We start from the raw sequence: 19,191 nt of genomic DNA, 5'->3' as shown, positions 1-19,191 counted from the left end.
CTATTCCCGTGCTAGTTCACTTAGTCAAAACTTCTTGCAAGTGCTTTGTGAAAGCGCGGGCTGAAGGCTTTGTATGACGACCACCCGCCAGTAACGCGTTCACTTCAACGTTTCCGATTGTCCAATCAGGCAGCAATTGCACGAGACTTCCTGCGTCCAACTCGTTCCTGCTACTCCAATACGACGTGCTGACAATGCCCAAACCGGCGACCGCGGCCGTGGTTGTGCTTTCATTGACGGAAATCATCAGTTGGCTTTCGACACGAACAGACTGGACTTTTCCGTCCTTCTCAAAGCTCCAACCCGCTTTTCCAATGCTTGACGGGCCGAGGATGACCTGATGATCCACCAAATCAGAGGGCTGCTTCGGGTTGCCAGCTTTTTCCAGATAAGAAGGGGCCGCAACAATGACCCTGGGTGTCGTGCCCAGCTTGCGCGCAACCATCGTTGAATCTTCCAATGGTCCAAATCGGATGGCAACGTCTATAGCCTCATCAATCAAGTCCTGCATCGAATCCGTCAGAACAAGATCCACTTTGAGTTTTGGGTGTTGTTCCAGAAACGGTGGCAGGGCGGGTATGATCTCTCTTTGGGCAAAGCTCGCTGCTGCGCCGATTCGCAAACGACCACGCAGTTCGCCCGTGCCCCTGACGAAGTGGTTTGCCTCCTCGATGTCGGAGAGGATCGGCTCGATACGCGTCAGATATTCTTCCCCAGCTTCCGTCAGCCGAACGGCATGCGTCGAACGCACAAACAGTTGAACACCCAGCTCTTGCTCAAGGTTGGAAATGATCCGGGACACCGAAGGCTGAGATTTGCCGGTTTCTTTTCCCGCAGCGGTAAAGCTGCCGGTACGTGCGACCCGCGAGAACAAGCGTAACGTGGAGAAGTTGTCGGGCATTCACATTATGAATAACAGTTAGGTTTTTTGGCAGCCTACCTTTCAATCTCCTTATGAGCAACATTTGAGCGCAACGGCAGGCGACAAACACGTCTGGCTGGTTGAACTCTGAAAACTCCGACGTAAACGCATTCTAGTAAGGAACATCAAATGGCAACCTACGCACAGCACACGGTAGACACAGCGCCTGAAGGGTCCGAACCGATCCTCTCAGCAATCAAAGGCAAAATGGGCTTTGTACCGAACCTGATGGCGACAATGGCGGAATCCCCTGTTCTGGTCGAAAGCTACATGACCATGATGGGCATTTTCGAGAAAACAGATCTGACGCCCACCGAACGCGAAATCATACTGATGACGAATAATCGTCTGAACGGCTGCACCTATTGCATGGCGGCGCACACGGCCGTGTCGAAGATGGCAGGAGTGGATGACAGTGTCATCACGGCATTGCGCGCGGGCACACCAATCGCGGACGCCAAACTCGAAGCGCTTCGCATTTTTGCTGAAACCATCAACGAAACGCGAGGATGGGCCAGTGTTGAGCAGGTCGACGCTCTGATCGAGGCCGGATATTCAAAGCAGACCGTTCTTGAGGTCATCGCCGGAACGGCACTCAAGGTTTTGTCGAACTACGCAACCCACATCGTGAAGACACACAGGAAGTATGATTTTCCAGAAGTAATAGCTAACATAACGTTCAGCTTCGATGGTGAACCGGTATGAAGACCGCAGGGTTGGAAAGGACGTCGGTGCAAAAGTTTCGACTGCTGATGACACGTTGACGATCTGCCAATCGGATATGCTGAGTGTATCAAATATGCCTTCGAAACTCTGATCCTTTTTGAGTAGAACTTTGTCTTCAGACCAATCCAGCGGGAAAGCTCCGAGATGAAATTGGTCTTGATGGAATTCGTTTCGCAACCTTACCAGAAGCTGGAGCCAGGCGTTTTGAAGACTTGGTGGTTCAGGAGTAAATAAAAGCACCAAAGGATAGTCGATCCAGATTTGTAGTCGCCGAGCTGCTTATTTAACAACCATATCTTTGCCAGTTGCAAAGTCGTAAGCCTCCGGACTTGGCCCGCCTGCTCTCAACCGAAGAAGTTTTTCCTTTCCTTCTGTCAGGCTCGGGATATGGCCAGCCCGGATTGGCCAGATATTCGTCTGTCGAGTAGCAGCCCGAAGCGGACCTTCAAAATCCGACTTTGCAATTCTCGTGTTGCGGACAAGTTAGGCCGCGTACTGCCAAGGTCTCAGCGTCGCTAGCCACTGAACTCTGACAGTGGCTCCGCAACTACAGTTGCTTAACACAAACTTTGCGCCAAAGACTGTTGCCAAGCTCTGTTTCAGTTCATTTTGCCTGACAACGTTTGTGTCGGCAGTTGTCCAAAGAGTGCTCTGTAGTCTCGCGCGAACTGACCCATGTGCCAAAATCCGTAAGCGTTTGCGATGTCCGATATACTCTCCTCTGGCGAGCAGGATACCAGTCCATGGCGCACAGCACCGAGACGGGCTCTTAGATAAAACTGCTTGGGGCTCACCCCATATGTTTCCTGAAACGCGCGACGAAGAGTGCATGCGGATACCTGAATATCTGCACATACTTCACCGATTGACACGTTATCCATCAAATGGGCCCGCATGAACTCAACGGCTTGTTGTGCTAAACGGGTTCTATTTTTACTGTTTCGCCGATCACTCCATTTTTCGCCTACCACCAGCATTTCCAGAAGCTCTAAGATCATATCACTCTCTTCACTATCAGAGCTTGGTCCGGCCGCTGATCCAATTAGAAAGCGCGCTTTGTTTTTTACTAAGGAATGAAGCTTGCCAGCGTCGCTAACGAAAGATCTTATAGCGTCATTTCGCACGGTGCTGATATCAAGACCGCAATCGTCGGCGATCCGTTGAGCGCTTCGGATGTCGATGCCAAAGGTCAGGCCTGTGAGCGTTGAATTGCTCACGCCTTCAAAAGGGTCTCCGCTACCAAAATTCATCAGAGCGGTGTCTGAAGGTGAGCCGTTAAGCCAAGTCCGTACACTCCCTTTGTCTGGTAAGCCAAACGCTAGAATGTCAGGGCGAGAAACACCGGTTTGGTACACAGCCTTATCAAACGACAAATCAATCATTTGAAGGTCAAGACCTGCCCAAACGGATACCGAAGAGTTCATAGTTCCCTCTTCAATTTGGCGTAGCTCGACATCCCATTGGGACAGCTTGCGGAATTGCGAAGGGTCCTGCAAAAAAAGTGTGTTTGGGGCGCAGGTTTTTTTGGGGGCTGATCGTTTTTTGATGTCGTCCATTCCGCCCCGCAGGTAGTTTTCATGAAATGTTATTCGAATATGTAGGCGTGGACAATTGCAAGACAACGCAGACAAATCGAGAGGGAAGAGGTTCGGACGCCCATCGTTGCCTGACGATACTGCGCGCACCGAACGCGTCGTAACGCTGCTAACCAAAAGCGAAAAAGAGTTGTTGCGCTCACAGGCTGAAGACAGCGAACTCTCCCTTTCAACCTTTTGCCATCATCTGATCCTTGAAGGTCTGAAAACAAGTAAATCATGAAACAGGGGTATCTCATGAAATCAAAACTGATCCTCTCCGCGCTGGTCTTTGCCGGCTCCGCTATCACGGTGGCAGCTCAGGACAGCAATATCGTGCATGATGCGGAATACTATGTGCTGAAGCAGCAAAACGAAGCCGTTTGGGTCGAGAACGACGCACAGGTTGACCAACTGCTGGCCGATTTTCGTGAGAAAAACGGAGGGAACCCTCCAAACATCTTCTACATCCTTATTGACGATATGGGTTTTGGCGACATGGGTATGCCCGAGATGAACGCGATACGCGGGTATTCGACGCCCAATATCAACGCGCTCGCAGAGGAAAGCATGCGGTTTGCGCGCATGTATACCGAGCCGTCCTGCACACCGTCGCGGGTCGCCTTCATGACGGGTCGCCAGCCGTATCGCAATGGGATGGGCGATACCGCCGTCGATATTTCAGGTTTTGGCCTTGCCGATGAAGAAGTCACAATTGCCGAAGTTCTGAAATCCGTAGGCTACAACACCTCGCATGTTGGCAAATGGCACATGGGCGACATTCAGGAATCCTGGCCTACTTATCAGGGCTTTGACTACGCCGCGTTCCCCATCCATCAGCAGGGCCAGTTGGCCATCTTCAACGAAGATGCAGCCAAGGAAGAAATCACCATGGCCATAGGGGAAGACAACTACAATTCCAAATACACGCTGGATGATTGGTTTCGCCCTGATCCGGGACACATGATTACCGGCCTTGAAGCTGTTATTGGCGGGGAGGTCCGCGAAGTCCATATGGAACCGGGTGAGAAATGGACCCAGGACAAATATAATGAAATGAACATCCGCTATCAGGCACAGGCGATGGAACAGTTGCGCCTGCTAGCAGAACGGGATGAACCGTTCTTCCTGCAATACTGGCCGCTTGTCCCTCTGTCGACAACGCGCACGACGAGAGAGGCGTTCACGACACCCAACGGCGGTACATTCGTTGAAAGCATGGAAGAGCTGGATGAATGGATCGGGGTCATTCTGAACGAAGTCGATGCGCTGGGGCTCAGGGACAATACCCTGATCGTTTTGATGGGCGACAACGGTCACTTCACCAAATATGCCCCCGGCAGTGGGTTTTCGCCGCTGGTCTTCCGCGGCGGCAAGGCCGATACGTCTGAAGGAGGCGTTCGGGTGGACGCGTTTGCCCGCCTGCCCGGCTTGATCGAGGGAGACTCGATTGTATCCGACATTATTCATATCTCTGATTTGTTCACGTCAATTGCGCGTATCGGCGGAGCGATGGATGCCATCCCCCGCGACCGGATCATTGACGGTGTCGATCAGACGTCCTTGATGTTTATTGGCGATACGCATGGGCGCAGGGATCATGTACTGATCTACTCGATCAATTCGCTGAAAGAGGTGGTAAAAGAACACATCAAACTCAAAGTTCCGGCCAAAGGTGAAAATGCTATCGTGGCCAAGTTCTACAACCTATTCCGCGACCCCCGCGAAGAACAGAGCGTATCGACCGAGATCGGAGCATGGGCTGGACATGAGTTTAATCGCATTATTGCCCGCCACCTGAAATTCAAGGAAATGTACCCCGATCAACCGGCCGCGACTGGACGTCCCTATGAAGGTATCGTGAACCTTCGTCCTGAAACCGTCGCAGCGGTGGATGCCTTTGTCGCCAAGCGGGACATTCAGCCCGACTAAAAGGTGAAGCTGATAAGAGTAATGCAAGCCCCGCATCAGATAATGATATGATTGATATGGGGCTTGGCATCCACAACAAAAATTCTGGAAACAATATGAAAATCCAAGCGCTTGTCCTTGCATTGGCGACTGGCATTGTTGCGGCCCCAGCAATCGCCGATGGAAACGCTTCAAACCCTTTGGCCGCAGTCAATAACACGGACATCCGGTATCAGTATTTTGATTTGGGCAACGGTGCTGACAAGCAGGACGCCTTTATAGATGGCGCATACATGCTGCGGCCTGATCTGAAACTGAAATATGAGTTACACTACAACTCAACGGATGTGACTGGAACTCGGTTCACTGACTTTGAGAAATTGAGCCTCAAAGCGATCTATTTCCCTTCTCAGAGACCGCTCAACGAAACGTGGGCCATCAAGTCGGCCATTGGTCTGGAGTGGATACTGGACTTTGGCGACCCGGAAAAAGGGATCGGAACCGGGTCCGATCAAATTGCGCCTTTTGGCGGGTTCGCCTTTGCAAACACAAAATCAGGGCTGACGCTGATCCCACTGCTCCAGCATTTTGCTTCATACAATGGCCCGACGGACATAAACCAAACCGCGATGCGGTTGATTGCGCTACAACCGTTTGGCGATGGGTACTGGGCCAAGGCTGATATCAAAGCACCATATGACTGGGAGAATGATGCTTGGCCAGCGACCGCTGAGTTCCAGATTGGCAAGAACCTCAGTCCTGGCATCGCAATTTATGCTGATTTCCTCATCGGTATAGGTTCCGACCACCCCTACGATAAAGGTGCCGGTTTAGGTTTGCGTTTCAACTACTAATTCACCCAAACCCAACCTCGGCGAAGATCATCTATGTCACAGTCCAGAACTCTGTTCAGCCATTTTTTCTGCGTCTATCTTGACCCTTCCTGGAACTGCCTTGAGCCAATCCCTGCCCGCTCCGGGTCGGGAGGAAACAAATTGGCGTCACGCGCCGCATCATTCTATCTGCTCACTCCGCTCTAAACTCGGGGAAGCTCAACAGTCTCTGGGCGATCCGCTGAGATGTATCTGGGTTCCAGAACGTCTAGTGCCGTGTTGCGATCCAGCAGCTACGTCGGCATCAGACACCTTGCTGCACAGTCAGATCTCGTGAAACCCGACTCAGTTAAAGCTCTCATCTTTTTTGCGAAAAGCAGAACCCAGTAAGGAGATACTCTATGCAACACGTCGATATTCCGACAATTCGCGATGTTCGTAGCCTAGCCAAATACCGTGGCCCGGCTTGCGTGAGTATTTCGTTGAGAACCACGCCTGTGACACAGGAGGTACAACAATCCCGCACGGCATTTGGAAACCTTGCCCATGATGCGCTGGCAGAAATCAGCGACGACATCTTGCATAAAAAGGTAAAACTCGAACTTGAGGCGAACCTTGCGGATATACACGATGACGATGATTTCTGGCAGCATCAGTCCGAAAGCCTAGTTGTCTTTGCGACACCAGAACGAACACGCACTTTTCGACTTCCAAATCATTTGACTGACGATTTCCAAGTATCCGACCGTTTCCACTTGCCGCCACTTTTGCGGGCTTTGGCGTTCCCACATAGCGCGACTGTTTTGGTACTCGGGCAAGGTGGGGTGCGAGTTCTGGAAATCACCGGAAACCGACCTGTTGGAGAGGTGAAGCTTCACGAAATGCCGAAAGACGCTGCTTCCGTGGCCGGCAAAGCGAGCATCAGTGGGCGCGCACCGAAAGGAAGGCTGCAAGGAAGCGAAGGCCAGAAAGTTCACCTACTTGCCTATTCTCGCCGAGTAGACGAAGCCATGCGTCCGTATTTGACGGGTCGCGATACGCCTATGATCGTCGTTGCCAATGAACCATTGCGCTCGATCTATCTTTCGATCTGTAGCTTTGAAGACGTGATCGATGGTCAACCAGTTGGTGTCGCCGAAGAAAGCTCCGACAATGAAATCGCAAAGGCTGCTAGGCTTTTGATCGACGAACACTACGCGATAGAGATCCAAGATTTGCTTGGCCTTTACCGAGCCCGAGCAGGTGTTCGCCGCGCAACCAACAGGGTCACAGATATTGCGAAGGCCAGCACATTTGGCGGCGTTGACACTTTGCTTGTCAACATGGATGCGACCTTGCCTGGACGGATCGATGAAGAGGACGGGACCGTAACCTATGATGCAGAAGGGCCTGAAACGTACGACATCCTGTCAGAACTAGCTTGTAGGACGCTTCAAACGGGTGGCCGCGTGCTCAGCGTTAGGCAGGACGACTTGCCGGAGAGTGAACCCCTCGCGGCGTTGTTAAGGCATCCAGTCTAAATTTCGTTGACCCATGTCTGAACAGGCCAAAGAATTAGACGCCGACATCGCGTTGGAGCATCGGGCGATGGATCTAACGCGATGGGCAAACCTCGGAATGGGGTTGGCTGGTGCGCTAGCGGCATGGGCTTCGAATTCTCAAGCACTTTTGATCGATGGATTGTTCTCACTGATCGGATACATCTCAGCGGTCTTTGCTATGCGTATAAGCCAAACCGCTCATCTAGGTCCGGATAGGTTACGACCATTCGGACATGCAAGCGATGAAGCATTGTACGCAACCTTCCGTTCCCTCACTTTGATTGGCCTGGTGGTATTCGGTGTCTTTCAAGCCGTTTTGGGAATAGCCGATTATGTGCTTGGAGGTGATGTGGAAGAGGTTCGCCTCTTACCAGTCGCCATTTACGCCGTGATAGTGACCGTCGCGTGCTTCTGGCTGGCCTATGTCCACAAACGCGCTTGGATCCGAACGGGAAAACAAAGTGATATGCTGAAGCTGGAAGCAACGGCTTCTATCTACGACGGTGTCATCACATTATTCGCAGGCGTAGCACTATTGTCGACACCACTTCTAGTCGACACAGTATTTGAACCCTTAACGCCGGTAATGGATTCTATCGTCGTGCTCGTTTTGTGTAGCATTGCGGTTTTCGGCTACCTGCGAGCCTTCTGGAAAGGCGTTGCACAGTTGGCTGGTGTTCCAGCAAATGCAAAGGACCAATTGGCAGTACGTCACGCCATAAAACCTATTGCGAAAGACAACGGCGGAGAGGTACTGGACGTCGCACTGGTAAGAGTTGGTCGAAAGCTAGACGCAGTTGTTTACTATCGTCCTAGAAGTCCAGTGACTGCCGAGGATATTGACCGAATTAGTTTTCAAATGAAATCACAAATCGAGAAAGATATTGGCCCGGTCGAAGTTCTTGTGGCCGTATCCAACCAGAGCCATTCGAGCTTGGATGCAGGGACGACTACACTCTGAATCTTACTGTCGCCGGTTCGCTACTGCGACCTATGTTGGGGCGCCTAGTTGTAGAAATGATTGCTTAGGATACTTCCTAAATTAACCAACAATCTTGGACTACTCACTGTACTTTGCGAAGTCAGCTTTCTGCGCATCGCAGACCTTCGCGAGAATCCAAGGTTCCTTAGGGAGGCCCTTTGTGGGATTGAGCAATGCAAAGGGCCATAACCGCGACGACTAAGCCATAAACTGATTGAATTCGTCGCTGATGCAGACAAACGCGTAGCGCAAAACTATGGGCGAACTACGCAAACTTATGGGGTGCGCGAAGTGTTATGCGCAAACCTACAACTGATCAAAAATCCAAGTTCTCCACGCTGAGTGCATTCTGCTGAATGAACTCTCGACGCGGCTCAACTACATCGCCCATCAGTTTGGTAAACAGATCATCGGCTTCGACCATATCGTCCACGCGCACCTGCAACAGCGTTCGTGCATCCGGATCCAGTGTGGTTTCCCACAGCTGATCCGGGTTCATCTCGCCCAAGCCTTTGTAGCGCTGCAGTGAGAGACCCTTTTCGCCTTCTTCAAGAATCGCTCGAAGCAGATCCAGCGGACCGTGGATCATCTGGGATCGGTCGCGACGGATCAGGGTGGCAGGCGTGTTGTAGACCTCTTGCAGGCTTTGGGTAAAGCTGCCGGTCTTGCGTGCTTCGCCCGAACGGAGCATGGGTCCGTCCAGTGTCCGGACTTCCTCGACCCCGCGCAGGATGCGGGCGAGGCGGATGCCGTGATCCTGTGTGATCCGACCTTGCCAGCCGCGTTCATATTCAAGCGCGATCAGGTCGAGGCGCGCGGCGACCTTGTCGGCAACGCCTTGAAGATCGGCATCGACAGCACCCGGAACAAAGGCGCCAGCAACAGCCGCCTGTTCCAGAATGTGGCGCGGGTAATGCGTTGGGAAGGCGTCCAGCACGCGCTTCAATTGGCGGGCTTCGTCCACGACGCGGGTCAGATCCTGGCCAATAATCTCTTCGCCCGAGCCCAGTTTCAGCACCGCACCTTCAACGCCCTGATTGATCAGGTAGTCGTCCAGAGCAGCTTGATCCTTCAAGTAAACTTCTGATTTACCACGAGAAACCTTATAGAGCGGAGGTTGCGCGATATAAAGATATCCGCCTTCGATCAGCTCGGGCATCTGACGGTAGAAGAAGGTCAGCAGCAGCGTCCGGATGTGTGCACCGTCCACGTCCGCATCCGTCATGATAACGATTTTGTGGTAGCGCAGCTTTTCGATATTGAACTCATCGCGTCCAATACCGGTACCCAGCGCCATCACGAGATTGCCGATTTCCTGAGATGACAGCATCCGGTCAAACCGGGCGCGTTCGACGTTCAGGATTTTCCCGCGCAGGGGCAAAACGGCCTGAGTCAGACGGTCCCGGCCCGTCTGAGCGGACCCACCGGCCGAGTCTCCCTCAACGAGGAACACTTCGGTCTTGGACGGGTCTTTCTCGGAACAGTCTTTCAGCTTACCGGCCAGATAGTTTACATCCATCGCCGTCTTGCGGCGGGTTAGCTCACGGGCTTTACGGGCAGCTTCGCGGGCCAAGGCGGCCTCGATGATCTTGTCGACAATTCCCTTGGCCTCGTTCGGGTTTTCCTCGAACCACTCGGCCAGTTTTTCGTTCATCAGACCTTCAACCGCCGGGCGCACCTCAGACGATACCAACTTGTCTTTGGTCTGGGATGAGAATTTCGGGTCGGGTACTTTCACCGACAACACACAGGTCAGGCCCTCACGCGCGTCATCCCCGGTAAAGCTCACCTTCTCCTTCTTCGCGATCCCGCTGGATTGCGCATAGTTGTTGATTGTTCGGGTCAGAGCGCCCCGGAATCCAGCCACGTGGGTACCGCCGTCCCTCTGTGGGATGTTGTTGGTGAAGGGTAGAACCGTCTCGTGATAGCTATCATTCCACCACATGGCGATCTCGACACCGATTTCGTCCCGTTCGCCCTTGATATAGATCGGCTCGGGCATCGAAGGCGTCTTGGATCGGTCAAGGTATTTGACGAACTCTTTGACGCCGCCTTCATAAAACAGCTCGGTTTCCAGACGCTCCGCCGGGCGCTCATCGATCAGGATGATCCGTACGCCGGAATTCAGAAAGGCCAGTTCACGCAGGCGTTTTTCTAATGTCTCAAACGAGTATTCGAGGTTCGAGAATGTATCGGTCGAGGCCAGAAAGCGCACTTCGGTCCCGGTGCGATCACCGCATTCGCCTACGACTTTCAGGTGCTCTGCCGTCTCACCGCCCTCAAACCGCGCGACATGTTCTTTGCCAGCTCGCCAGATGCGCAATTCCAGCCAATCGGACAGCGCGTTCACGACTGAGACTCCCACACCGTGCAGACCGCCCGATACCTTGTAAGAGTTACTGTCAAACTTACCGCCTGCGTGCAGTTGGGTCATGATGACCTCAGCCGCCGAAACGCCCTCTTCCGGGTGAATATCCACTGGAATTCCGCGCCCGTTATCGCTGACGGAAACGCTGGAATCGGCATGAATTTTCACCGTCACATGGTCGGCATGACCGGCCAAGGCTTCATCAATTCCGTTGTCCACGACCTCATACACCATGTGGTGCAGGCCCGAGCCATCATCGGTATCCCCGATATACATGCCCGGGCGCTTGCGAACCGCCTCTAAGCCTTTGAGAACCTTGATAGAATCCGCGCCGTATTCCTGCGGTGCCTGTGCGTCTTCGGACATGCCGTTAGTACCTATATTATTTTGGTAACTTATACGTTTTCTGGTGGGGAATGTCACGCGATCCCCCAACATTTTGTGGTTCTGAACCGCTTTTCTTGCAGATCAAAGCCGATCGAGATCTGACGTGATATCCTCGGCGATTTCAGCGGCGTTTACATCATCCCGTTCGGCCGATAGCCGCAGACCCAGAAGGTCGGATTGATAGCGCGCCGCCAACCGGTCAGGATCATGGTCCGGACTGATTTCTCGAGCCTTTTGCGCGCGACGAAACAGGTCCGCGAAGCAAGCCTTCATTTCGACCATGTGGGTGCGCGCCTGCTCGGCCAGTTCGTGATCTTTGGCTTGCAACTCGGCAAAGGTCTTGGCCAGCATGCAGGCTTTGGTTGGCGAAGCCGTGATTACACGGCGCGGCTGCGCCTTGAGTGCACCCAGCGGGCCCAGTTCCTGCGCCAAGGCCATCATGTTGGCGACACCATCTTGCGTGTAACGCTCAAGTGCCATGGCATAGAGCGCATCTTTTGACCCGAAGGCCGCATAAAAGCTGCCCGGTTTCAGCTTCAGCTCACGCTCAAGATCTTTCAGCGACGTCCCGGCCCAGCCGTGTCGCCAGAAAATGTCGCGCGCCTGCGCGATCAACGCGTCGCGGTCATATGATGGTTTGCGGGGCATGGCTTCACCAATTCTTGAACGTTCGCTCAAATATATACTTGAGTGATCACTCAAGAAACCCTAAATACGACTCATCGCGCCAGAAACAGGAGTTTTGATATGGCCAAATTCCCATCCCACGACCTTGAATCCGCCCCCGAAGGGTCCAAGCCACTGCTGGAAAAATCTCAAGCCGCATTCGGGCGCCTGCCCGGCCTGCACAAGGTGATGGCGGAAAGCCCACAGCATCTGGAGGGTTATCAAGTGCTGCACGGGTTGTTCCTGCAAACCGATTTCGACAATGACGAGAAAACAGTCGTCTGGCAGACGATTAACGTAGAAAACGAATGCCACTACTGCGTGCCTGCACATACCGGCATCGCAAAGATGATGAAGGTCTCGGACGACATCACCGAGGCGCTGCGCAATGAAACTCCGCTGCCGTCGGCCAAGCTTGAGGCACTGCGCACTTTCACGCTGCAAATCATGGAAACCCGCGGAAACCCGACCGAAGAGCAACTGCAGGCGTTCTTTGATGCCGGTTATTCACACCGCGCGGTTCTGGACGTTGTGCTGGGTCTGGCGCAGAAAACCATGTCGAACTACGTCAACCACATGGCACAAACGCCGGTAGACGAAGTGATGCGTGGCTTCCTGTGGGAACGTAAAGTCAGCGAACCCGCCTAAGAACTCACGACCGAGCCCTCATCGCCTTCGGTTACGATCAGAGTTTGGGCTCGGTCCCCCAGTTCCGCAAACAGCTCAGGCCCGGTGCCCGTCATCCAGGCCTGCGCACCCAGTGCGCAAATCTCGTCATAGAGCGCAGCGCGCCGCCCAGCATCCAGATGCGCCGCAACCTCATCCAACAGCACAATGGGTGGCGCGCCAACCATCCCCGCCAATGCCCGTGCATTCGATAAGATCAGCGACACCAGTAGTGCTTTTTGCTCACCGGTCGAGCAATCTTTGGCAGGAACTCCCTTTGTGGTAAACACGCCATACAGGTCTGATCGGTGCGGACCAACCAATGTCCGTCCAGCGGCCAGATCGCGAAACCGGCTTTCATCCAAGGCGTCACGCAACTCCTCTGCCGTTTCAGGCATCGCTCCTTCGGTTTGCACCAGTTCCAGTTCTGCAGACGGGAAGGCCGTTTCCGCCTTCTCCTGCGCCGTCCGCAGGTGTTCCAACGCGGTCAGACGCGCCCGATGGATGCGAAACCCGGTATCGGCCATCTGCCCCTCCAGCGCCGCGTACCAATGGGCATCCCGCACCTGATCTTTCAGCAACCGGTTCCGCTCGCGCATGGCTTTTTCATAGGCCAGCGATGCCTCGGCATGCGACGGATCGAAACTCAACGCAATCCGGTCCAGAAAACGCCGCCGCCCTTCGGCCCCCTCAATCCAGAGGCGGTCCATCGACGGGATCAACCAAACGACCCGCGCCAGCTTTCCCAGCTCGATTTGGCTTGACGCTTTCTCATCAATCCGCACCTGCCGCGCCGCGCCGCCTTCGGACCAGGTCTCAATCTCGAAATTCTGTCCTTGCGCGTTCAACAGACCGGACAGCTTCCAACCCAGTGCTTCAGGCCGCCGTGTCATCTCAGCCGCGCTCGCCCGACGCATACCGCGGCCAGGCGAGAACAGAGAAACCGCTTCCAGAATGTTGGTCTTACCGGCCCCGTTTGGACCATGGATCGCCACTGGCCGCCCGTCCAAAGACAATCGGGCCAACTTGTGAGACCGAAAATGCGAGACCGTAAGCTCGGTCAGGGCCAATCCCATGACCCCTCCCTTCATCTTTTCAAAAATACTCCCGCCGGAGGCATCGCGCACCAGCGCGATCAGACGCGCATCGGCATGACAACATAAACCGCGCTTTGATCATTGCCTTCACGCATCAGTGTCGGATCACCTGCCGAGTTGAACATGAACACCGCATTTTCGCGATCCACCTGAGACGCAATTTCCAGCAGATATTTGGCGTTGAACCCGATCTCCAGCCGCTCATCGCCATAAGCGACTGCCAGCTCTTCCTCGGCCGCCCCACTATCGGGTGCATTCACCGACAGAACCAGCTTATCCGCATCCAGCTGCAATTTTACCGCCCGTGACCGTTCGGAGGAAACAGTTGCCACACGATCCACGGCCTGCGCGAATTCGGCGGCATCCACCTCCAGTTTGCGCGTATTGCCTTGAGGAATGACCCGCGTGTAATCCGGGAAGGTTCCGTCGATCACCTTCGAAGTCAGAGTGATATCCGGCGTTGCAAACCGCACCTTGGTTTCACTGACCGAGACTGCGATGTCCATTTCATCATCGTCCAGCAGTTTCCGCAACTCGCCCACGGTCTTGCGGGGCACAATCACGCCCGGCATATCGGCCGCGCCATCCGGCAAATCCGCATCGATCCGCGCCAGACGGTGACCATCGGTGGCTACACAACGCAGCACCTTGCCGCCCTCTGCGCCGTCAGCCACATGCATGTACACACCGTTTAGGTAGTATCGCGTTTCTTCAGTCGAAATCGCAAATTTTGACTTATCAAACAGCCGCCGCAACAGGGCCGCAGAGGCCGTAAAGTTCGACTGATACTCCGAAGACGCCATGACCGGGAAATCTTCTTTCGGCAAGGTCGCCAGCGAGAAATTCGAACGCCCCGCTTCTACGGTCAGCCGCCCAGCCGCACTATCCGCAGTCAGGGTCACCAGCGCTCCATCGGGCAGCTTGCGCACGATCTCATGCAGCGTTGTTGCGGCTACGGTCGTCGCACCCGCTTTTTCGACCTGCGCAGGGGCTTTGTCGACCACCTCGATATCCAGATCGGTGGCCCGGAACAGGGCCTGATCGCCTTCGGCCTCGATCAGCACGTTAGCAAGTATGGGAATGGTGTTGCGACGTTCGACAACTGACTGGGCCTGCGAAACGGCCTTGAGAAGGGTGCCGCGTTCGATGCTGATCTTCATACCCTCTGTTCCTTTGACTTGCGTGCCGAAATAGGCGGGACTGGCACGTTAGCGGCTCAGCCCTCAGGCACAAGGATTTTTTACCGATTTCTGGGTCGGATTGCCCTGGCGGTCAAGGGGAGCCCGCGTGAAACGTTCCAGAACATTCTTGATCGTGGACAATAGCGCACAAGAAAATGCCCCGAACGCAATTGGCCGGGGCATTTTCCGCGAATTGGATACGGCTTAAGCTTCCAGAGCCCGGCGCAGCATTTCAACGTCTTCAGCGATCTGACCATCGGTCAGCTTCAGCTCTTCGATACGCTTGACGCCGTGCATGACCGTGGTGTGATCGCGTCCGCCAAAACGGCGCCCAATCTCAGGCAGCGAGCGACTTGTGAGTTGCTTGCAAAGATACATCGCCACCTGACGCGGGCGGGCATACGACCGCAAACGCTTGGGGCCTATGATGTCGCTGAGACGGATGTTGTAGTATTCCGAAACTTTGCGCTGGATTTCTTCGACGGTAATCTTGCGCTCGGACATACGCAGTACATCGGCCAGGCAATCCTGCGTCAGTTCCATATCAATCTCGCGCCCCACAAGCGAAGCGAAGGCAAAAAGGCGGGTCAGCGCCCCTTCGAGAACGCGCACATTGGTCGAGATGCGGTGTGCAAGGAATTCCAGAACACCATCCGCGATGGTCAGATCAGGGTAGGTGCTGCTGTATTGCTGAACCTTGTTTTGCAGGATGCCCAGACGCAATTCGTAGTCAGTGGGGTGCAGATCAACCACCAGACCACATTGCAGGCGCGACTTTACACGGTCTTCAAGGTCCTTGATCTCACCGGGCGCACGATCTGCCGAAATGATGATCTGTTTGTTCTGATCCACGAGCGCGTTGAATGTGTGAAAGAACTCTTCCTGCGTTGAGTCCTTGCCCGCGATGAACTGCACGTCATCGACCATCAGTACATCGACCGAGCGGAACAGGTGCTTGAAATCCATCATGCGGCGTTCGCGCAGGGCCTGCACAAAACGATACATGAACTGTTCGGCCGACAGGTAAAGCACGTTCAACTCGGGGTGCTTGGTCTTCAACTCCCACGCAATCGCGTGCATCAGATGGGTCTTACCAAGGCCAACGCCGCCATACAGAACCAGCGGATTAAATGTCACCGGACCGCCTTCAGACACGCGGCGCGCAGCAGCATGGGCCAGTTCGTTGGGTTTGCCGACAACGAAGCGGTCAAACGTAAAGCGAGCGTCCAGAGGCGCAGCCTGCAGCGCCTCGAGTGGATCATTTGCTGTATCCGTTGCGGCAGGTCTGACTTCTGATACCGGCGCGGTCTTGGTGTCTTCCACCAAAGTGGGGCGAGCTGACGAATTTGCCGCTGTGCGAAAAGCCAATCGCTGAACCTGTTCGCCCGAAGTGTTCAGTTCATAGAGAATGAGATCTGCAAAATTCTGACTGACATAGTTGCCCATGAAGTTGGTCGGTACCGAGAACACAGCCACACCATCCTGCAACTCCTGAAACTCCAGAGGTTCAATCCAGGTGGTAAAGTTGTTCTTCCCAACCGCCTTCATCAATTTGCTACGCAGTTGTCCCCATTTCTCTTGTGTCATTCGGCGCCTCACGCATCCCATCATTATTGGCCCTGCGGCCTTATCGATATGTCCCGGTTTCCGGGTCTTTATGGCGCTCACACACAAGGGTACCATCACCAAACCGGTTGGTTTGGCGGGTCGCGTCGAACATCATCGCAGTCCAATGCAGCACGGCCCCAAAACGGGGGCACACCCGGATGCCGGGATGCGCATGACGTTCCAATTTTTGACAGGGCCAGGACCTTCGGATAACCCGAGGCCCAGAGCAGATCGTCCACCCGGCCGAAGCCGGTTTTCGAACATTCGTTCCAGAATCATTTCCGATGCCCGTCGGTCAGATCACTGGAACAGCCTGTCCCCCCAAGCGAGTGAATCGCTGATACAGTCGTAGCAACAGGCGATAGGCGCGGGCAACGAAACTCTGATGTTGACTCGGGTCTAAGGCCGAAAGAATCTCTCGAGTTCGTGAAGACGCGGCTTTCCGGCAACAATGAAAAAGGCGCCGCACTGTGCGACGCCTTTATAGAGATCAACGCTTGACGCGCTTTCCCGAAGAATCAGCCCAGCGCTTTGACGCGAGCCGACAGGCGCGACATTTTGCGGGATGCGGTGTTCTTGTGGAAGACGCCTTTGGTGACGCCGCGCATCAGCTCTGGCTGAGCGGCGCGCAGGGCTGCGGTAGCCGCGTCCTTGTCGCCGGATGCGATCGCTTCTTCAACTTTGCGCAGATAGGTACGAATGCGCGAACGACGTGCTTTGTTTACAGCAAAGCGCTTTTCGTTCTGACGGGCGCGTTTCTTTGCCTGGGGCGAATTTGCCATGTGTCTCTGACCTTTTGTTCGGTTCGGTTGTCTTGGGTTGCGCGCCACGGACATATCCGCACCGGATCAGAAATCACGAGTGTGAGTCGGGCCAAGCGGGCCGCACGCGCATGTATAGCGGCGCTTACTATCCAAGTTGTCTGGGTTTGCCAAGTGGATTCTTGAACACGCAAGGCAGGTATGAAAAAGGCGGGCAATGGCCCGCCTGCTTTCGCCACAAGATCGAGGGATCACTTGTCCCGGAACTGGGCCGCACGTTTCTCCAAAAACGCAGCCATCCCCTCTTTCTGATCTTCGGTCGCAAACATCGAGTGGAATACGCGACGCTCAAACAGCATGCCTTCGCTGAGCGGCATTTCATAGCTGCGATTCACAGCCTCTTTTGCAGCAAGGGCCGAGATTTGCGATTTCTCCGCGATCTTTTGCGCTGCACTGGTTGCTTCTTCGATCAGCTTCTTGGCAGGCACGACACGGCTGACCAATCCGGCGCGCTCGGCCTCTTCAGCATCCATGAAACGTCCGGTCAGGTTCATATCCATCGATTTGGACTTTCCGACAAAACGAGTCAGGCGCTGGCTGCCACCCAAACCTGCGATAACGCCCAAATTGATCTCGGGCTGGCCGAACTTTGCGGTGTCGGCAGCAATGATGAAATCGCACAGCATTGCCAGTTCACATCCACCGCCCAGCGCATACCCGCATACAGCAGCGATAATCGGTTTGCGAATTGCCGTGATCCGGTCATTCGCATCCGCAAATAGATTGACGTTGAATACATCAACATAGCTCATCTCGGACATCTCTTTGATGTCCGCACCGGCGGCAAAAGCCTTTTCCGAGCCGGTGATCACGATGCAGCGCACTTTGTCATTCTTGTCGGCATCTTCAAGCGCCTCACAAAGCTCACCCAGCAACTGGGTGTTCAGTGCGTTCATTGCGTCGGGTCTGTCGAGTTTAATGAGGGCGACGTGGTCTTCGATTTCGACGATGATCGTCTCAAAAGCCATGAGGTGTAAGCTTCCGGTTGTTCCGTTCAGATACGATTCATTATCACGCGAGTTCGCTGGATCAAGTTATCTTTGGCATTGCGCGCAATAGAAGGATGAGCGACCGGACTGGGTGATTCTCTTGATCTCACCGCTACATCCGTCCGTTCTGCAGGGTTCGCCTTCGCGTCCATAAACATCAAAGCTGTGCTGAAAATATCCAAGTTCTCCATCGGCTTGCCGGAAATCGCGAAGGGATGAGCCACCGGCCTCAATGGCCTCCTGCAGTACCTGTCGAATGATCGGAACCAAAGCCGCAACCCTTGGCGTTGAAATCTGCCCGGCTTTGCGACGTGGCGACACCTTGCCGCGATAAAGTGCCTCGCAAACGTAGATATTACCCAAACCGGCAACGATTCCCTGATCCAGAAGTGCGGATTTGACCGGGGTGTTCTTCCCCTTGAACGCATCAATCAGATGCTGTTCGTGAAAATCATTGCCCAGCGGTTCCGGCCCCAGAACCGCCAGCAACTTGTGGCTTTCCGCCGTGGCGGTCGGCAACAGGTCCATTGCCCCGAACCGGCGCGGATCATTGAAGGTGATGCGCGCGCCATTGGCCATGTGAAACACCACATGATCGTGTTTTTCTGGCATCGGATGTTTGTGCGCGAACTGCCCCAATGGATCGCCCGAAACTGTCATTCGTCCCGACATGCCCAAATGGATCAACAGCGTTTCTCCGCTGCTGAGATCGGCCAGAATGTACTTAGACCGTCGCCGCAGGCGATCCACCCGCTGCCCGGTCAGCCGTTCGGCCATCCGATCCGGAAACGGCCAGCGCAGGTCGGGGCGGTTTACATCTGCCTGCTCGATCACCACACCTTCCATCGCAGGGGACAGGCCGCGTCTTACTGTCTCGACCTCGGGCAATTCGGGCATTAGATGGCTCCTTTTCCAAAGG

General features: G+C 54.4%; 17 protein-coding genes. 6 read left to right on the top strand and 11 right to left on the bottom strand.

What is annotated here, in order from left to right; all coding sequences use genetic code 11:
• Positions 1 to 16: 16 nt before the first annotated feature.
• Positions 17 to 901, bottom strand: a complete 885-nt coding sequence (locus ACR0NN_RS10580) for a LysR family transcriptional regulator (RefSeq protein ID WP_170725290.1) — start codon at positions 899 to 901, stop codon at positions 17 to 19.
• A gap of 150 nt (positions 902 to 1,051) precedes the next feature.
• On the opposite strand from ACR0NN_RS10580, the gene ACR0NN_RS10575 reads away from it, so the two are divergent.
• Entirely contained in the window at positions 1,052 to 1,627 is a 576-nt protein-coding gene (locus tag ACR0NN_RS10575) for a carboxymuconolactone decarboxylase family protein (protein WP_480684619.1), read from the top strand.
• Positions 1,628 to 1,927: 300 nt separating this feature from the next.
• On the opposite strand, the gene ACR0NN_RS10570 is transcribed toward ACR0NN_RS10575, so the two are convergent.
• Positions 1,928 to 2,113 carry a DUF3291 domain-containing protein gene (locus ACR0NN_RS10570; protein ID WP_170725395.1) on the bottom strand — a complete coding sequence of 62 codons (186 nt, stop codon included), beginning with the start codon at positions 2,111 to 2,113 and terminating at the stop codon, positions 1,928 to 1,930.
• A 134-nt stretch (positions 2,114 to 2,247) separates the two neighbouring features.
• Entirely contained in the window at positions 2,248 to 3,204 is a 957-nt protein-coding gene (locus ACR0NN_RS10565) for a helix-turn-helix domain-containing protein (protein ID WP_170725295.1), read from the bottom strand.
• Between the two features lie 276 nt (positions 3,205 to 3,480).
• Between ACR0NN_RS10565 and ACR0NN_RS10560 the strand changes: the two genes are divergently transcribed.
• The 4 genes from ACR0NN_RS10560 (at position 3,481) to ACR0NN_RS10545 (ending at position 8,468) form a co-directional block, all read left to right on the top strand.
• Positions 3,481 to 5,154: a sulfatase-like hydrolase/transferase gene (locus ACR0NN_RS10560; RefSeq protein WP_170725296.1), complete on the top strand. Its 1,674-nt coding sequence runs from the start codon at positions 3,481 to 3,483 to the stop codon at positions 5,152 to 5,154.
• A 95-nt stretch (positions 5,155 to 5,249) separates the two neighbouring features.
• Positions 5,250 to 5,987 carry a hypothetical protein gene (locus tag ACR0NN_RS10555; RefSeq protein ID WP_170725297.1) on the top strand — a complete coding sequence of 246 codons (738 nt, stop codon included), beginning with the start codon at positions 5,250 to 5,252 and terminating at the stop codon, positions 5,985 to 5,987.
• Between the two features lie 380 nt (positions 5,988 to 6,367).
• Positions 6,368 to 7,486 (top strand): baeRF11 domain-containing protein, encoded by a 1,119-nt coding sequence (locus ACR0NN_RS10550; RefSeq protein ID WP_170725298.1) that lies wholly within the window; start codon positions 6,368 to 6,370, stop codon positions 7,484 to 7,486.
• 13 nt (positions 7,487 to 7,499) lie between these two features.
• Positions 7,500 to 8,468, top strand: coding sequence for a cation efflux transmembrane domain-containing protein (locus ACR0NN_RS10545; protein WP_170725299.1), 969 nt, complete (start codon positions 7,500 to 7,502; stop codon positions 8,466 to 8,468).
• Between the two features lie 337 nt (positions 8,469 to 8,805).
• On the opposite strand, the gene gyrB is transcribed toward ACR0NN_RS10545, so the two are convergent.
• Together gyrB and ACR0NN_RS10535 are read right to left on the bottom strand one after the other, a co-directional pair.
• The gene (gene gyrB / locus ACR0NN_RS10540; protein WP_480684616.1) at positions 8,806 to 11,223 is read right to left on the bottom strand and encodes a DNA topoisomerase (ATP-hydrolyzing) subunit B; all 2,418 of its coding nucleotides are present in this window, start codon (positions 11,221 to 11,223) and stop codon (positions 8,806 to 8,808) included.
• 102 nt (positions 11,224 to 11,325) lie between these two features.
• The gene (locus tag ACR0NN_RS10535) at positions 11,326 to 11,892 is read right to left on the bottom strand and encodes a TetR/AcrR family transcriptional regulator (RefSeq protein WP_170725301.1); all 567 of its coding nucleotides are present in this window, start codon (positions 11,890 to 11,892) and stop codon (positions 11,326 to 11,328) included.
• A 99-nt stretch (positions 11,893 to 11,991) separates the two neighbouring features.
• Between ACR0NN_RS10535 and ACR0NN_RS10530 the strand changes: the two genes are divergently transcribed.
• Positions 11,992 to 12,558: a carboxymuconolactone decarboxylase family protein gene (locus ACR0NN_RS10530; RefSeq protein WP_170725302.1), complete on the top strand. Its 567-nt coding sequence runs from the start codon at positions 11,992 to 11,994 to the stop codon at positions 12,556 to 12,558.
• Here ACR0NN_RS10530 and recF read toward each other — a convergent pair.
• The 6 genes from recF to mutM form a co-directional block, all read right to left on the bottom strand.
• Positions 12,555 to 13,652, bottom strand: a complete 1,098-nt coding sequence (gene recF / locus ACR0NN_RS10525; RefSeq protein WP_170725303.1) for a DNA replication/repair protein RecF — start codon at positions 13,650 to 13,652, stop codon at positions 12,555 to 12,557. The two genes, ACR0NN_RS10530 and recF, sit on opposite strands and share 4 nt — an antisense overlap.
• Positions 13,653 to 13,711: 59 nt before the next feature.
• Positions 13,712 to 14,833, bottom strand: a complete 1,122-nt coding sequence (gene dnaN, locus ACR0NN_RS10520) for a DNA polymerase III subunit beta (RefSeq protein WP_170725304.1) — start codon at positions 14,831 to 14,833, stop codon at positions 13,712 to 13,714.
• Positions 14,834 to 15,058: 225 nt separating this feature from the next.
• Complete coding sequence (dnaA, locus tag ACR0NN_RS10515; RefSeq protein WP_170725305.1) at positions 15,059 to 16,441, bottom strand: chromosomal replication initiator protein DnaA; 1,383 nt, start codon at positions 16,439 to 16,441, stop codon at positions 15,059 to 15,061.
• 539 nt (positions 16,442 to 16,980) lie between these two features.
• Positions 16,981 to 17,244 (bottom strand): 30S ribosomal protein S20, encoded by a 264-nt coding sequence (rpsT, locus tag ACR0NN_RS10510; protein ID WP_142638226.1) that lies wholly within the window; start codon positions 17,242 to 17,244, stop codon positions 16,981 to 16,983.
• Between the two features lie 230 nt (positions 17,245 to 17,474).
• The gene (locus tag ACR0NN_RS10505) at positions 17,475 to 18,251 is read right to left on the bottom strand and encodes an enoyl-CoA hydratase (RefSeq protein ID WP_170725306.1); all 777 of its coding nucleotides are present in this window, start codon (positions 18,249 to 18,251) and stop codon (positions 17,475 to 17,477) included.
• 66 nt (positions 18,252 to 18,317) lie between these two features.
• Positions 18,318 to 19,169: a bifunctional DNA-formamidopyrimidine glycosylase/DNA-(apurinic or apyrimidinic site) lyase gene (mutM, locus tag ACR0NN_RS10500; protein WP_170725307.1), complete on the bottom strand. Its 852-nt coding sequence runs from the start codon at positions 19,167 to 19,169 to the stop codon at positions 18,318 to 18,320.
• Positions 19,170 to 19,191 lie beyond the last annotated feature (22 nt).

This window comes from Ruegeria sp. BA2, from assembly GCF_056539605.1.
This window is presented reverse-complemented; position numbering and strand designations above follow the sequence as displayed.

Excerpts from the sequence above, each read along its gene's own strand:
- ACR0NN_RS10505 (WP_170725306.1), bottom strand. The coding sequence starts at position 18,251 with ATGGCTTTTGAGACGATCATCGTCGAAATCGAAGACCACGTCGCCCTC.
- ACR0NN_RS10535 (WP_170725301.1), bottom strand. The coding sequence starts at position 11,892 with ATGCCCCGCAAACCATCATATGACCGCGACGCGTTGATCGCGCAGGCG.
- recF (WP_170725303.1), bottom strand. The coding sequence starts at position 13,652 with ATGGGATTGGCCCTGACCGAGCTTACGGTCTCGCATTTTCGGTCTCAC.
- ACR0NN_RS10530 (WP_170725302.1), top strand. The coding sequence starts at position 11,992 with ATGGCCAAATTCCCATCCCACGACCTTGAATCCGCCCCCGAAGGGTCC.
- ACR0NN_RS10545 (WP_170725299.1), top strand. The coding sequence starts at position 7,500 with ATGTCTGAACAGGCCAAAGAATTAGACGCCGACATCGCGTTGGAGCAT.
- ACR0NN_RS10580 (WP_170725290.1), bottom strand. The coding sequence starts at position 901 with ATGCCCGACAACTTCTCCACGTTACGCTTGTTCTCGCGGGTCGCACGT.
- dnaA (WP_170725305.1), bottom strand. The coding sequence starts at position 16,441 with ATGACACAAGAGAAATGGGGACAACTGCGTAGCAAATTGATGAAGGCG.
- mutM (WP_170725307.1), bottom strand. The coding sequence starts at position 19,169 with ATGCCCGAATTGCCCGAGGTCGAGACAGTAAGACGCGGCCTGTCCCCT.
- gyrB (WP_480684616.1), bottom strand. The coding sequence starts at position 11,223 with ATGTCCGAAGACGCACAGGCACCGCAGGAATACGGCGCGGATTCTATC.
- ACR0NN_RS10550 (WP_170725298.1), top strand. The coding sequence starts at position 6,368 with ATGCAACACGTCGATATTCCGACAATTCGCGATGTTCGTAGCCTAGCC.
- ACR0NN_RS10565 (WP_170725295.1), bottom strand. The coding sequence starts at position 3,204 with ATGGACGACATCAAAAAACGATCAGCCCCCAAAAAAACCTGCGCCCCA.
- ACR0NN_RS10575 (WP_480684619.1), top strand. The coding sequence starts at position 1,052 with ATGGCAACCTACGCACAGCACACGGTAGACACAGCGCCTGAAGGGTCC.
- dnaN (WP_170725304.1), bottom strand. The coding sequence starts at position 14,833 with ATGAAGATCAGCATCGAACGCGGCACCCTTCTCAAGGCCGTTTCGCAG.
- rpsT (WP_142638226.1), bottom strand. The coding sequence starts at position 17,244 with ATGGCAAATTCGCCCCAGGCAAAGAAACGCGCCCGTCAGAACGAAAAG.
- ACR0NN_RS10560 (WP_170725296.1), top strand. The coding sequence starts at position 3,481 with ATGAAATCAAAACTGATCCTCTCCGCGCTGGTCTTTGCCGGCTCCGCT.
- ACR0NN_RS10555 (WP_170725297.1), top strand. The coding sequence starts at position 5,250 with ATGAAAATCCAAGCGCTTGTCCTTGCATTGGCGACTGGCATTGTTGCG.